This window comes from Alkalibacterium gilvum (genome assembly GCF_900109085.1).
GTDB classification, from domain to species: Bacteria; Bacillota; Bacilli; order Lactobacillales; family Carnobacteriaceae_A; genus Alkalibacterium; species Alkalibacterium gilvum.
Map to the genome: position 1 here is coordinate 1 of NZ_FNYW01000042.1, position 13637 is coordinate 13637.

At 37.0% G+C, this 13637-nt stretch carries 16 protein-coding genes and 1 pseudogene; 2 read left to right on the plus strand and 15 right to left on the minus strand.

Going from position 1 to position 13637, the window contains the following annotated elements; genetic code table 11:
- From BMX83_RS09110 to BMX83_RS09175, 14 genes are all read right to left on the minus strand, one after another.
- Positions 1-188: hypothetical protein (locus BMX83_RS09110; RefSeq protein WP_143059521.1), on the minus strand; the 188-nt coding region annotated here is incomplete at its 3' end.
- Positions 189-439: 251 nt separating this feature from the next.
- The gene (locus BMX83_RS09115; RefSeq protein WP_425425849.1) at positions 440-1006 is read right to left on the minus strand and encodes a hypothetical protein; all 567 of its coding nucleotides are present in this window, start codon (positions 1004-1006) and stop codon (positions 440-442) included.
- Between the two features lie 89 nt (positions 1007-1095).
- Positions 1096-1608, minus strand: a complete 513-nt coding sequence (locus tag BMX83_RS09120; RefSeq protein ID WP_091636256.1) for a transcription repressor NadR — start codon at positions 1606-1608, stop codon at positions 1096-1098.
- Between the two features lie 155 nt (positions 1609-1763).
- Positions 1764-3848, minus strand: a complete 2085-nt coding sequence (glyS, locus tag BMX83_RS09125; RefSeq protein ID WP_177170562.1) for a glycine--tRNA ligase subunit beta — start codon at positions 3846-3848, stop codon at positions 1764-1766.
- Positions 3848-4777, minus strand: coding sequence for a glycine--tRNA ligase subunit alpha (gene glyQ / locus BMX83_RS09130; RefSeq protein ID WP_091636261.1), 930 nt, complete (start codon positions 4775-4777; stop codon positions 3848-3850). The genes glyS and glyQ overlap by 1 nt, the downstream gene beginning before the upstream one ends.
- A 306-nt stretch (positions 4778-5083) precedes the next feature.
- Positions 5084-5878: a DNA repair protein RecO gene (gene recO / locus BMX83_RS09135; RefSeq protein ID WP_091636264.1), complete on the minus strand. Its 795-nt coding sequence runs from the start codon at positions 5876-5878 to the stop codon at positions 5084-5086.
- A gap of 29 nt (positions 5879-5907) precedes the next feature.
- Positions 5908-6813, minus strand: coding sequence for a GTPase Era (era, locus tag BMX83_RS09140; RefSeq protein ID WP_091636291.1), 906 nt, complete (start codon positions 6811-6813; stop codon positions 5908-5910).
- Complete coding sequence (locus BMX83_RS09145; protein ID WP_091636267.1) at positions 6813-7217, minus strand: cytidine deaminase; 405 nt, start codon at positions 7215-7217, stop codon at positions 6813-6815. Before BMX83_RS09145 ends, era begins: the two co-directional genes overlap by 1 nt.
- Positions 7218-7230: 13 nt before the next feature.
- Positions 7231-7626 carry a diacylglycerol kinase family protein gene (locus BMX83_RS09150; RefSeq protein WP_091636270.1) on the minus strand — a complete coding sequence of 132 codons (396 nt, stop codon included), beginning with the start codon at positions 7624-7626 and terminating at the stop codon, positions 7231-7233.
- On the minus strand, positions 7610-8080 hold the full coding sequence (gene ybeY, locus BMX83_RS09155) for an rRNA maturation RNase YbeY (RefSeq protein ID WP_091636273.1): 471 nt from the start codon (positions 8078-8080) through the stop codon (positions 7610-7612). The genes BMX83_RS09150 and ybeY overlap by 17 nt, the downstream gene beginning before the upstream one ends.
- Positions 8080-9051: a PhoH family protein gene (locus BMX83_RS09160; protein ID WP_091636276.1), complete on the minus strand. Its 972-nt coding sequence runs from the start codon at positions 9049-9051 to the stop codon at positions 8080-8082. The genes ybeY and BMX83_RS09160 overlap by 1 nt, the downstream gene beginning before the upstream one ends.
- Positions 9052-9252: 201 nt before the next feature.
- A complete protein-coding gene (locus tag BMX83_RS09165; protein WP_091636278.1) occupies positions 9253-9699 on the minus strand; it encodes a GatB/YqeY domain-containing protein in 447 nt (148 codons plus the stop codon).
- A 44-nt stretch (positions 9700-9743) separates the two neighbouring features.
- On the minus strand, positions 9744-9914 hold the full coding sequence (rpsU, locus tag BMX83_RS09170) for a 30S ribosomal protein S21 (RefSeq protein ID WP_091636280.1): 171 nt from the start codon (positions 9912-9914) through the stop codon (positions 9744-9746).
- Between the two features lie 213 nt (positions 9915-10127).
- Positions 10128-10547, minus strand: a complete 420-nt coding sequence (locus BMX83_RS09175) for a Fur family transcriptional regulator (protein WP_091636283.1) — start codon at positions 10545-10547, stop codon at positions 10128-10130.
- Positions 10548-10689: 142 nt separating this feature from the next.
- Between BMX83_RS09175 and BMX83_RS09180 the strand changes: the two genes are divergently transcribed.
- Positions 10690-11502, plus strand: a complete 813-nt coding sequence (locus BMX83_RS09180; RefSeq protein WP_091636286.1) for a pyruvate, water dikinase regulatory protein — start codon at positions 10690-10692, stop codon at positions 11500-11502.
- A 143-nt stretch (positions 11503-11645) separates the two neighbouring features.
- Here BMX83_RS09180 and BMX83_RS09185 read toward each other — a convergent pair whose 3' ends face one another.
- Positions 11646-13154, minus strand: a complete 1509-nt coding sequence (locus tag BMX83_RS09185; RefSeq protein ID WP_091636288.1) for a Mur ligase family protein — start codon at positions 13152-13154, stop codon at positions 11646-11648.
- Positions 13155-13448: 294 nt separating this feature from the next.
- On the opposite strand from BMX83_RS09185, the pseudogene BMX83_RS09190 reads away from it, so the two are divergent.
- Positions 13449-13637: pseudogene (locus BMX83_RS09190) on the plus strand (IS5/IS1182 family transposase); the annotation flags it as partial.

Here is a 13637-nt window from a genome sequence, read left to right on the forward strand (position 1 = left end):
TGGATACTATCTATTTCGTAGCCTTGATCTTTATACTCTTGGATCAATTCTAAATCAATTTGTTTAAAAGCTGCACAGAGTAGTTCTTGGACAATCTGTTGGAAAAGTATTTCTAAAGCTAATTCAGCTTCGAGTAATGTGTCTTGTTCCTTTAATATTTTGATGATTTTTGATATAATTTTATTCATAAGAAGACCTCTTTCTCTAGCGTTATCGTTATCTCTAGATTAAGGGTCTTCTTTCTTTTTGTCCAGACCGATATTTTTCTGTTCCGACATTAATTTTACACATAGACTTGTAGTAGAGTGATTATATACTAAAAATTGACAAATATAAGTACGAATTGAATGTTTATAGTTTTTAAAATACTGACATCACTATCACTAAAAAAGACTGAACACTCTCGCTCAGTCTTTTCTCTATTCCTTTACCCTGACATCTATAGTGCCATTTTTTTAACAAGTGTCTTCATACGCTTACCTAAGCTTTTCCAAATGATTTGAGCGAGTAAAAAGTCCACCATACTGTGAATCAACGTCCCTACACCAACAAGCATAAAGACTGAATAGAAAAAGGTTTCATCGTAATCAGCACCTTTGAGTAGACCGAAGAAGAAGAGTGAGACGATACCTACTTCAGCCAAAGCGTGAACTAAGCCAATCCAAAATGAGAAAAATTGACTTTTAACAGGTGATTCCAGTACATCTTGCCGTCTGTTACGTAAATAAACCCCACCCAAAAGCGCAAACACGACATGGCTTAGCGCTCGTAGTGTAATGACAATCGGTAAGCCAGCCAATAAGAAACCTGTTGCAGAGCCAAGCGACACCAATACAGCAATTTTGGGTGATAAAAATAATGCAAAAAAGATTGGAACATGACTAGCTAAAGTAAATGATGCTGGCGGAAGTACTACTCGTACGGGCATTACTAAAGGAATTGCAATAGCGATAGCCGTAAGTAACGCTGTGACTGTTAACTTCAACGTATTTGTTTTTTTGATAATAAACCTCTCCTTATCATATGTACACTCGTGTGTATACGGGTGTCTTTACACCTATTAAGTATACGTATGATCAAAAAGATGTCAACAGGTTATTCGTATAGAAAGCCTTTCTCTCGTAATAACTCAATCAACTTATCACGCCCGGCCTCATTTTTTGAACGAATCGTATGCGTATGGATGCCATCCGTTAGTTTTGAGAGCAGTGATGTCTTTGCTTGCTTCAACTTATCAATAAATTCATCAACTTCTAATCGGCTAGAGATATTTAAATCCCCTTTGATAGTTCCATATACGGGATGCTCAACAATAACATCCAGTACCTCACTTCCACTATCTACAATTGTATAGAGCTCTTCTTTAGTCTGCTCGCGTGTATGGCTGCAGACGATTTGAGTGGTGAGCCCCGATACTGCTTTGGTTCGCATCACATACCCTTTGGGTGTAGAGTATATATCTTCTCCAGCCGCTCTTAATAGAGCAACGTCTCCAACAATCACTTGCCTGCTGACATCGTATGTTTCAGCCAGCGATCGGGCAACAATGGGTTCCATACTCGTTTTCAATCGCTCAAGCATCTCTTGCCTTCTTTGTTCAGCTTCCATAATATACGTCCTCCCCAGATTATCTATGATATTCCTACTATTCACTGTGGGCTAAAAAATAAAAATAGATTCGATGTTGAAACACTTATCATATTATTTAATCCAACTTGGTATAGACAAAGAAGACAGATTCCCCTGCCTTCTTTGCTTGGTCCTTATTTAATTACAAGCATTTTGAACTGGGCAAATGACTGAGCTAGCGTATCAATGCGGTTAAGTAAAGCCAAGCGATTAGTTCTTGTTGCCTCATCATCTGTCATAACCATATTCTCATCAAAGAAGGATTCAATCAAAGGACGCAACTCAACGAAATGTTTCCATTCTTGGTGTGCAGTTTTCATTTCTTTGCTTTCATTTTCTATTCTAACAAGCTCTTCATAAAGTGCAGCTTCAGACTCTGACTCAAACTGTTTGGTTTCTATATCTAAAGCACCATCCGCCTTTTCAGCTAAATTAGACACACGTGTCAAGGATTCAACAACTGGCTTAAATTGATTGGTCGGCTTTTCTTCTTTCAAAACCTTCGCCTGATCAATTAGTGCAATGAGGTTATCATGAGATGCATGTAAAACAGCTTTTCTTACATCAAACTCTTTTGCCATGCCTGCATATTTTGTTAGCCATAAATCTAAACGATCCAATATAAATTGGCTAACCTTTTCTTTATTTTGTTCATACAATGCTTTTGTTTCAACATTTTGCATGCCATCAACAATAACGTCGAGCCAGTCAGTGAGTGCGAATGGGATATTAAATGCTTCGATTATTCGAACAATTCCCATAGCTTGTCTACGTAATGCGAATGGGTCATTGGAGCCAGTCGGTACAAGTCCAACGGCGAAGAAGGAAATTAATGAATCCATCTTATCAGCAAGTGAAATAATAGCGCCTATCTTGCTTTCTGGTAAGGCTCCTTCAAGACTTTTTGGCAAGTATTGTTCAGAAAGAGCTGTTGAAATATTTTTTGACTCTTTTCGCTCGTCAGCAAATATCCCCGCCACTTCCCCCTGAAGTGATGTGAATTCTGTAACGGTTTGAGTTACTAAATCAAATTTACATATAAGCGCGGCACGTTCCAACTCTTCCTTTTCTTCTGAGGATAGTCCAAAATAAGGAGCTAAAAAGTGTGAAAGACGTGCAATACGTTCTTGTTTTTCATAAAGTGATCCAATTTTTTCATGAAAAGAGACATTCTTCAACTTTTCAACAAAGTAATCAATATCATGTTTTTTATCTTCTTCGTAAAAGAAAGCTGCATCAGCAAGGCGAGCATCCAAGACTTTTTCATTTCCTTTACGGACATGATCTAATCCTTTCTCATTTCCATTTCTAACAGCTATAAAATAAGGTAGGAAAGCGTGGTTTGTGCCTGCTTCTCGTACAGGGAAATACCGTTGATGGTCAGCCATCGCTGTTTCCAATACGATTTCTGGCACGTCAAGATAGTGTGTGTCAAATGTCCCATAAAAAACAGTTGGCCATTCCACTAAGTCAGTAACCTCTTCAACCAGTTCCTCATTATCCGTGGGATCTTGCCACTTGTTTTCCTGGCACATATCTTGTATTTGCTTAACAATTGTCTGCTTTCTTTCATCCCGATCAACGATAACAAAAGCCTGCTTTAACGATTCAGTGTAATCACTAGCATGACTAAGAGTAAGGGCGTCGCCTAAGAAACGGTGTCCTTCTGTTTCTCTCCCAGCAGAAACGTCAAATAGATTCATATTGACTACATCATCATCAAGGAGGGAAGCCAACCAATGTACTGGACGAATAAATTTGTGAGAAGAATTTCCCCATTTCATTGATACGGGAAAAGATAGAGCGGAGAGTTTGCTTCCTAATCCTTCAAGCACGATTTTTGCTGGCTGCCCTTTAATATGCTTTTCAACAAAAACATACTCTTCACCTTTGACCTCTTTGAAGATAATATCTTCAACAGATACCTTCTGTCCCTTAGTAAAACCAATCGCTGCTTTCGACCAATTTCCCTCCTTATCCAAGGCAATACGTTTCGCAGGCCCTTTAACAGTTTCCACACGGTCTGCTTGCTTTGTTTCTAAGTCCTTAACTGTCACAGCCAAACGTCTTGGTGTGCTCCAAACATTTATTGTTGAATAGTTTAAATCATTTTCTTTTAAGTGAGTAGCCAAAATATCTTTTAATTGTGAGACTGAGTCTGAAATAATTTTAGCTGGCATTTCTTCAAGTCCAATTTCAAGTAAGTATGTGTGTGTCATTATTTTTCCTCCTTGATACCATATTTTTCTACCCATTTTTTAGCTTCTGAATCTTTTAGTAATGGGAAGGAAAGTTTCGCACGTTCTTGTAAAAAGGCTTTGGCAATAAGGCGTGCCATATGTCGGATGCGTTTCAAGTAATCCGGACGATCTGTTGCAGACACAGCTCCTCTTGCATCCAAGAGGTTGAATGCATGACTGCATTTCAAAACATAATCATAAGCAGGGTGAACTAGATTTTTTTCAATTTGCTTCAATGCTTCTTTTTCAAAAGCTGAAAACTGATTGAATAAAAAGGCCGTGTCACTATTCTCAAATGAATAAACGGAGTGTTCATACTCTGGATGTTTAAATATTTCTCCATATTTTACTCCTGGTGCCCATTCGATATCATACACGCTATTTACGTCTTGAATATAGGAAGCTAAGCGTTCAAGTCCATAAGTTAACTCACTTGTAACAGAATCCACTTCGAGTCCTCCAACTTGTTGGAAGTAAGTGAATTGAGTCACTTCCATTCCATCCAACCAGACTTCCCATCCAAGACCAGCACATCCTAATGACGGGTTTTCCCAGTTATCTTCAACAAAACGAATGTCATGCTTTAATGGATCGATGCCTAATGCTTTTAGACTGTCTATATATAATTCTTGTATGTTTTTTGGTGAAGGCTTCATGACGACTTGGAATTGGTGATGCTGATATAAACGATTCGGGTTTTTCCCGTAGCGTCCATCAGCTGGTCGACGACTTGGCTCAACATAGGCAGCATTCCACGGCTCGGGTCCTATTGCACGTAAAAATGTATATGGACTCATTGTCCCAGCACCTTTTTCGGTATCGTAAGACTGCATCAACATACAGCCTTGTTTAGACCAAAATTGTTGTAGTGTTAAAATAATATCTTGAAATGTTTTGACTTCTTCCATTTTGTCTCTCTCCTTTTAATAAAACAGCATAAAAAGACTCGTCCCTATACTGACACATCTGTTCAGTATAGGGACGAGTCTTCTCGCGGTTCCACCCTACTTCAAACTTCAATAATTGAAGTCTGCACTTTTAAAAAAACACTCCAGATGCCTTTCAGAAAAGAAATGTCTATGGCTCTCACCTTTCCATAGTCGCTTCTAACATTCTATTTCTTACTCTTTCCTTCAACGTGTTTCTGTCTTTAATTTACTTACTGTCTCTTTTTATTTTATCTTAAATACTGTCTTTGTCAATCATTCAGCCGTTTACTTTTTTTCATCTTTTGATTTAGATGCTGGCTTCAACATATTCTCCCATTCTTTCATACTATCGATAAACTTACGGCTTTTAAGTTTAATCCCAACGAGTTCATCATACAGCTGGTCGATCACTGCTCTAATTTCTTTTTTAGTCTCTTCTTTGATGGTTATTGAATTGATTTTATCAAAAGATATGACCGAAAAAAGACGGATAAAGTGAATCGCTTTAGTACTGGCATGATATCGTCTTTCATCTTCATGGAAGTGTTTAGGGCAGAGTAGACCGTGGTGTATACTCGAATAATCAAAGGCTCCCTCAGTTATTCCACAGATCACACAGCCGCGAAGCTCTGGCATCACACCGAAATACCTTAAAAAGCGTATCTCAAAAATATTCATAATAATTTCAGGATCTAGGTCGTCATTAATAGCTTTAAGTCCTCTATTAAGTTGTTCATATAAACCTGGGTCTGCCTGCCTATCTTCAATCGCCGCATCTGCAAGCTGTAAAATGTATGTGGCATAGGCATTTTTAAAGATGTCCTGCTGAATAGAAGAAAACGGCGTAACATGTTTGGAATCACGAACGAAACTTAATCCTGAACTTCTTATATCTGCAATATATGTTGCTTGCGTAAAGTTCTGTAAAGCAGGCTTCAATTTGTTATTGGAATTTTTCGTTCCACGAACAAAGAACATCAGCTTGCCATACTCATAAGTAAAAAGTTTGAGCAGAAAATCTCGTTCCCGATGTTTTCTGACAGACAAAACAAGGCCTTTCACTTCTTCTAAATGAGCCAATTGGTCACCTTCTTGTTTTCAAGTTAAACTTAATAGTCTTCCTTATTGTATCCAAATTCTTTCAGATTCGTTTGCTTATCTCGCCAATTATTCTGAACCTTTACAAACAATTCAAGATAAATTTTATCACCAAGTAGTTTTTCGATATCTCGTCTCGCGTGTATACCAATTTCCTTGATCATTTTACCTTGTTTCCCTATAATAATACCTTTTTGAGACTTTCTTTCTACATTAATTACTGCTCTAACTTCTACTTTGTCGTTCTCATTCCTTTGCATGCTTTCAATAACTACAGCAATTGAATGAGGGATTTCTTCACGCGTGCGTTCAAGTACTTTTTCGCGTATCAATTCTGATGCAATAAAGTATTCGGGGTGATCAGTAACCTGGTCTTCAGGATAAAATTGTGGTCCCAAAGGCAGGTAGGTGCGAATCGTTTTCACTAAATGCTCAACATTATTGCCATCTTTTGCAGAAATAGGAACAATTTCTGAAAACTCCAGCTGATTTCTGTAATCTTCTATAATTGGAAGCAATTCATCTGGATGAACCTGGTCAATTTTATTCAAAACTAAAAAGACAGGACTATCAACGTGCTTTAACTTTTCAATAATATAATTATCACCTGGTCCACGTTTTTCTGTTACATTCACTAGAAACATCACAACATCTACTTCATTAAACGTGCTTAAAGCGGTTTCCACCATAAAGTCTCCGAGCCGATGCTTTGGCTTATGGATTCCTGGCGTATCGATAAAGACAATTTGTTCAGTATCTGTTGTTGCAATCCCTTGTATTTTGTTACGTGTTGTTTGAGATTTATCACTCATTATAGCAATTTTTTGTCCAACTAATCGATTTAATAATGTTGATTTACCTACATTTGGTCGTCCGACAATCGATACAAAACCGGATTTATACGATGCTTTTTCTATCAAACCATGTCCTCCGCTTTAAATGCTCCAGGTAATAATTCCGATACCGTGGTTTCCTTAACTTTTCCGTCTTCATTTGTTAATAGTACTTTCATATTAGGTTCAAAGAACTCTACCATGACTTGACGACATGCTCCACACGGTGAAATAGGGTCTTCTGTTCCGCCGGTAATAACTAGGTAATCAAAGTTCTTTTCACCTTCTGAAACAGCTTTAAATATAGCAGTACGTTCAGCACAATTTGAAAGTCCATACGATGCATTCTCAATGTTGCAACCTAAGTAAGTTTTGCTTTCTTTTGTGTGAAGGGCTGCTCCTACAGGGAAGTGCGAATAAGGTACGTACGCCTTTTCTAGCATACTATCAGCTTCTTTAACTAGTGTTTTCTTCATTTTTTCGTCCATTACTATCGCCTCTTTATATTAGTATTTTTAGTATCTTGGGTAGTAAAATAATAATGCCTATTAACGCAGCAAGACTGGCTGTAACCAGCACGGCTGCCGCTGCCATATCCTTTACTTTTTTAGCTATGGGATGATATGTTTCTGTAACTAAGTCCACGACATTTTCTACCACCGTATTCAAAAGTTCCATAACAAACACTAGGTAGCTAACCAATAGCAGCCAAAGCCATTCGTTCCGCGACAAATCTAAAAACAAGGACAGGATAAAAATACACATACCAACCAGTACATGAGTACGCATGTTTCTTTCTTCTTTAAATGCTGTCTTGACTCCCTGTAAAGCGTAACGGAAAGAATCTCTATATTTTCTGTTTTTACTCGGCAGGTCGTGCTTATCTTGTGAGTCCATACTCTCTTAGAATCTCCTCTTGTAGTGCAAACATTTCTTTTTCATCAGCTTCAGTCATATGATCATAACCGTTTAGATGTAAAAAGCCATGAACGAGCAGAAAGCCTAATTCTCTATCAAAGGAATGGCCATATTCAGTTGCCTGTTCAACTGCTTTATCATAAGAAAGGAAAATATCTCCTAAGTCTCTTGGAATATCAGTATCTAACGCGTCAAGCGTCATAAAAATGTCTTCATCATCTTCCAAAGCAAAACTAATGACATCAGTTACAGCATCTTTTTTTCGATACTCTTTATTTATTTCTCTAATTTTATCATTCTCAACGACAGAGATTGAAATTTCTGCATTTTCTGGTATAGAAAGTTTTTTAGCAGAAAATTGTAATATCGCTTCCATCATTGTTTTGTTTTTTTCGTTTATCTGATTTGTTTCATCATATATAGCTATATCCATTAATCTTTCCTATCCGTTTCATTAACATAGGCATTGATAACTTTCGCCACAAGTGGGTGTCTGACAACATCTTCTGCTTCAAACTGTACACGAGAAATACCATGTACCTCCTTTAGTACCCTATCAGCATGAATCAATCCACTACTCACTCTTTTAGGCAAGTCAATTTGGGTGATATCCCCATTGATGACCATTTTAGATCCAAAACCTAATCGTGTTAAAAACATTTTCATTTGTTGTGTCGTTGTATTTTGAGCTTCATCAAGAATGATAAAAGCATCATCCAGTGTCCTTCCGCGCATGTAAGCTAAAGGTGCGATTTCAATCGTTTCCCGTTCAATTAAACGGTTGGTATGCTCCGTCCCAAGAACAGTGTAGAGTGCATCATATAGAGGTCTTAGATAAGGATCCACTTTTTCCTTCAAGTCACCCGGTAAAAAACCTAAATTTTCACCCGCTTCAACTGCGGGTCGTGTTAATATAATTCGTTTGACTTCACCTTTTCGCATGGCAGAGACAGCCATAGCAACCGCAACGAATGTCTTACCCGTTCCTGCAGGTCCAATACCAAAGACGATATCATCTTTTTTAATCGCATCGATATAATTTCTCTGTCCTACATTTCTTGCACGCAAAATTTTGCCATCTTTATCTCTTGTAATTTCTTCTTCGTACATCTTTACAAATTTACCCAGCATACCTTGCTTAGCCATTCGTGTAGCTGAGACAATATCGGCTTTCTTTATAGTGATACCTTTTTCTTCTAAAACAAGCAGCTGCTGGAAAAGCGCCTCGATTACGTCAATCGTTTCCTTATCGCCTTCGACTTCAAGAAGGGCCCCTCGGCTATTGATAATAACATTCATTTGGTCTTCAATTATAGTTAAATAACTATTTTGAGGACCAAATAATGCAAAGACGCGCTGAGAATCTTCTAGATGAATCTGTCTTTTTTCCTTTGATTCAGTCAAGCAGTTAACATCTCCTTTTCAATACAACCAACTGTGTCGTTTATGTTTAACCTATAGTTGTTTAAGTATATAAATGATAGCATAAATAACGTAAAAACTCTATAAGGTTGAAGGAAATCAACCTTTTTATTCTTTTAATTATGAACGATAAAAAAAGAACGCTGATTAGTTAAGTCATCAGCGTTCTTCTTTATGCGTACTTTATTTGTTTAATTCTTCTTTAACAATAGAACTTACTAGCGAGCCATCTGCTTTCCCTTTAACTTTCGGCATCAATGCTCCCATGACTTTACCCATATCTTGCATGGATGAAGCCTGCGTTTTAGCAATCGTTTCTTGAACAATGGAACGAACATCATCTTCACTTAATTGTTCTGGAAGATAATTATTGACAATAGAGAGTTCTTTTTCCAATTTAAGGACCAAATCATCACGACCAGCCGATTTAAATTCATTTAAAGACTCCATACGTTGTTTTTTCTCGCGAGCAAGAATAGTTAATTCCTCTTCCTCTGTGAGTTCTTCGCCCTTATTAATTTGTTCAGTTTGAAGCGCAGATTTCAGCATACGAACAGTTGATAATGTTTCTTTTTCTTTTCGTTTCATAGCTGTTTTCATATCTTGATTCAATAAATCAAGTTTACTCATCTCGTTCACCTTCTATCATTACGAAACTTTAATAAACGAAAGTATTATTTACGTTTACGTGCTTCTATAGATTTCTTCTTACGTTTAACACTTGGCTTATCATAGTACTCGCGTTTACGGGCTTCTTTCATAGTGCCGGATTTAGAAACGGAACGTTTGAAACGACGAAGAGCATCCTCAAGATTCTCGCCTTTTTTAAGATCTGTTTTAGTCAACGTTCTTCCCCTCCCCTCGTACGTTCAGGGGTTTCCACTTGCGTTTATAAACTAATTTAGTCACAATTGGTCTTCCCTATCAATAAATGATGTAATTGCAGTATGTAAAGTATACTACAATTCACTATTTATTATATATAAAATATTAAAGAGCGTCAACCTCATCATTGAATAATTCATAACAAAAAAGGCATAATTTTTTTTGTTACAAAATCACTCTACACATAAGCACGTTTTACACTTACCAAAAAGTTCGAACCGATGTGAGTCCACCTTATATCCAGGCAATTGACCTTGTAGTAATTCTAGTGGACAATCAAGTTCTTCTGTTATACCACACTCTGTGCATATAAAATGGTGGTGATGTCCATGCACATCACATGTTGCTCTGAATAATTTTTCTCCATTTAATTCGGTTTCTTCAACAACATTCAAGCTAACAAATGTGTGTAAATTTCTGTAAACAGTATCCGGACTGATACCTGGGAACGTTTTTTTTAATATATCCTGAACTTCTTTTGCGGTCATATATTTGTTGGAGTGATAAAGCAATTCTAAAATGCGCTGTCTTTTCCCAGTTGTTTTATAGCCATTGCGCTTCAACGTTTTAACAGCTTGTTCAAAAGCAGTCAATATATCGCTTCCTTCATTTAGTTTAATATTCTACAGTCAGTATATCGTAAACACTCAAAATTTCAAGTTACAAATAAGTTCTCATTTCGCTCTACTTCCTATATACTTAAATTAGAAGTTATTATAAAAAGGAGTGGTCATCATGTCTAAAATTCATTCATTAACAATTATGGTACTCTCTGATTCAGTTGGAGGTACAGCAAGCAATGTAGTTCATGCAGCCTTGTCACAATTTCCAAACGTCGAATATGAATTAAAAAACTTTCCTTTTATACGAGAGCAAAGTCAATTGCAAACCGTTTTAGAAAAAGCTAAAAAATTCAATGCTGTTATTCTTCATACGTTTGTAGATACTATGTTTGTGGATATGATAGAATCGTTTTGTTTCGAACAAGATATCACCTGCATTGATGTTATTAATCCACTAATCAAAGAAGTCACCGCTCAAACAAATACGATGCCTCAGCATAAACCAGGCGCTAATCATATGTTGGATGATAAATACTTTGATCGTATCAGTGCTCTCGAGTTTGCAGTGAAATATGACGATGGTAAGGATCCTAAGGGTTTTCTTGAAGCAGATATCGTTGTATTAGGCATTTCTCGTACATCTAAAACACCTTTAAGTATCTACATGGCCAATCAAGGGTATAAAGTAGCCAACTTGCCTCTTATGCCAGAATCAAGTCTTCCTGATGAGTTATGGCAAGTAGATGAAAAGCGCATTGTGGGTTTAACAAATGAGGAAGAAATGTTATCGAATATACGTCGTGAACGTATGATATCTTACGGCATGAATCCGGAGACCCCTTATTCCAGCATGGAACGTATTCGAAGAGAGATTCAATTTGCGGAAGACTTATATAATAAATTAAATTGTAAAATTATCAACGTTTCAAGTAAGTCTATAGAAGAAACATCCGCCATTATTATTGATTCGCTAAATAATCATTAACTGAGCACTTATTCATTTGTAAAAAAGCACTCCACGTCTACGTCCTTTCTAATTTTAAAAGGGGCGAGCCTGGAGTGTTTTTTTATTCATTACAATGGTTTGAATTGACTTTCAGAGCGTACTTAGTGATAAAAATGAAGGCATCAAGGTACATTCACTGCGTTTTTCTGAACAATGCCATTCATCAAGGCATCCAACACACGACGCATTTCTTCCTGATCCTCTCCTATTTTATTCTTCAAAAGCATCTCAAATGTAGTCCTAGACCCATGATCCATGCCATGTGCTCCGGTAATAAATAGGATATCATTTGGCTTGATTTTCTTAACAACTGAGGCGATCGCATCTTGTAATTCATAGTGAAAATCTACTGAAATATGTTCTTTCTTCATAACACTAGCAAAGGCTTCGATTTCAGCCTCAGATACTTGATCCAATTCTCCGACATGTGACCGACTAGCAGTGAGGGTAACTTTGGAAATGTCCATTAAGGGGAGCCATTCCGCCATTTTCTCTGCATTCTCGCGGTTCACTTCTACTCCTCTATTTCCCCGAACGGCATGAACAAAATGGATGTTACTGTAATTTAAATTTTTCAACGTATTCATACTCGCTTCGATATTATCTTCATTTAAAAGTAAATCATCGATCACCATAAAGTCTTTTTCATAAAGAATTTCAAAACGTCTTTCGACCCCTTTAAAATTTTCTATTCCCGATTTAACAGTTCCCAAAGGAATATCATTAACTAGCCCTGTAATAATTGCGGTTAAGGCATTATAAATAGAATAATAGCCAGGAACAGATAATTGTATTTCAAATGGATCTAAATATATCTCTTTTTGAGTTAAGCTTTTTACTGGATGGTTTTGAATGACTGTAAATGAAGGAAAGCCGTTTGACATATCAATATCTGAGACATGAAAAGTCCCCGAATTATTCTTTATACCAAAAGATACCATTTGAGCTTCTGTTTCATCTATCAACTTTCCTAGAAGGGGTTCGTCAATATTTAACAAGGTAATCGTCCCTGGTTTTGCGTTTCGTATAAACGAGGCCTTTGCATTGAAATATGCCTCAAAAGAACCGTGTAATTCAATGTGATCTCTGTGAATATTTGTGAAAGCAGCAACATCAAAGGCGACATTATTTGTTCGCTTTAAATCTAATGCCGACGATGACACTTCCATAGAAACATGTGAGACGCCTTTATTTTGCATTTCCACAAAATATTTTTGTAAATCAAGTGATTCGGGTGTTGTTAAAACACTAGGCACCTTTTTATCTTTAAATTTCACCATAATTGTTCCTATCATGCCAGTATTCAGGTCATTCGCTTCAAACACTGCATCTGTCATATAAGTAATGGTTGTTTTTCCATTTGTTCCTGTGACACCAAACAAACGCATCTTTCGTGATGGATGATTATAAAAAACATCTGACATTTCTGCTAATGCGATTCTACCATCTTCTACAAGAAACTGTGGGATATTTATATTTTCAATAAATCGCTCCACAATGAGGGCGGAAGCTCCGTTTTCAATGGCCATGCCAGCATATTTATGACCATCTGTTTCAAATCCTCTAATGCAGACAAAAAGAGTCTCTGGCTCAACTTGCCCTGAATGGTAGGCAATTTTTTCAATATTCAAATCTGAGATATCATTTTTTTAGCAGTAATGTTGATTGACTGAAGTAGTGTCGCTAATTTCATGGTCTCTTCCTCCGTAGTAGATTAATAACTCTTTTGTTCTGAATGAGTTAAAGCTGATTTGTATCGGTTGTATGAATTGTAAGTGAATGAAGCTACTAGTTAGTGTGTACTGAATAATTCAAATATGTTGATATTACGGTAAATGTCCATGGTTTTTGATATAATAAGTGCAAGGATTTCAATGAACCACTATCAAATTCTTTGCACTTTTCAAGGAAATGGAGCGATAGATGTGTACAAAAAGCAGCCTAATACTCAATTATCATTCGATGACTTCAATCAGCCCGTGGGGCTTACCATGAATCCTGAAAATCGTTGGGTCAAAAAAGCAGAGCTGATTCCATGGATAGACTTGGAAGAGCAGTATGCCTCCATTTTCCAAAGCAAAACGGGCAATGTTGCCAAGTCATTCCGCATGGCT

Bases quoted from the DNA above. Each gene is read 5' to 3' on its own strand.
- BMX83_RS09120 (WP_091636256.1), bottom strand. From the start codon at position 1,608: ATGGAAGCTGAACAAAGAAGGCAAGAGATGCTTGAGCGATTGAAAACG.
- BMX83_RS09180 (WP_091636286.1), top strand. From the start codon at position 10,690: ATGTCTAAAATTCATTCATTAACAATTATGGTACTCTCTGATTCAGTT.
- glyS (WP_177170562.1), bottom strand. From the start codon at position 3,848: ATGACACACACATACTTACTTGAAATTGGACTTGAAGAAATGCCAGCT.
- glyQ (WP_091636261.1), bottom strand. From the start codon at position 4,777: ATGGAAGAAGTCAAAACATTTCAAGATATTATTTTAACACTACAACAA.
- ybeY (WP_091636273.1), bottom strand. From the start codon at position 8,080: ATGGATATAGCTATATATGATGAAACAAATCAGATAAACGAAAAAAAC.
- BMX83_RS09150 (WP_091636270.1), bottom strand. From the start codon at position 7,626: ATGGACTCACAAGATAAGCACGACCTGCCGAGTAAAAACAGAAAATAT.
- BMX83_RS09165 (WP_091636278.1), bottom strand. From the start codon at position 9,699: ATGAGTAAACTTGATTTATTGAATCAAGATATGAAAACAGCTATGAAA.
- BMX83_RS09145 (WP_091636267.1), bottom strand. From the start codon at position 7,217: ATGGACGAAAAAATGAAGAAAACACTAGTTAAAGAAGCTGATAGTATG.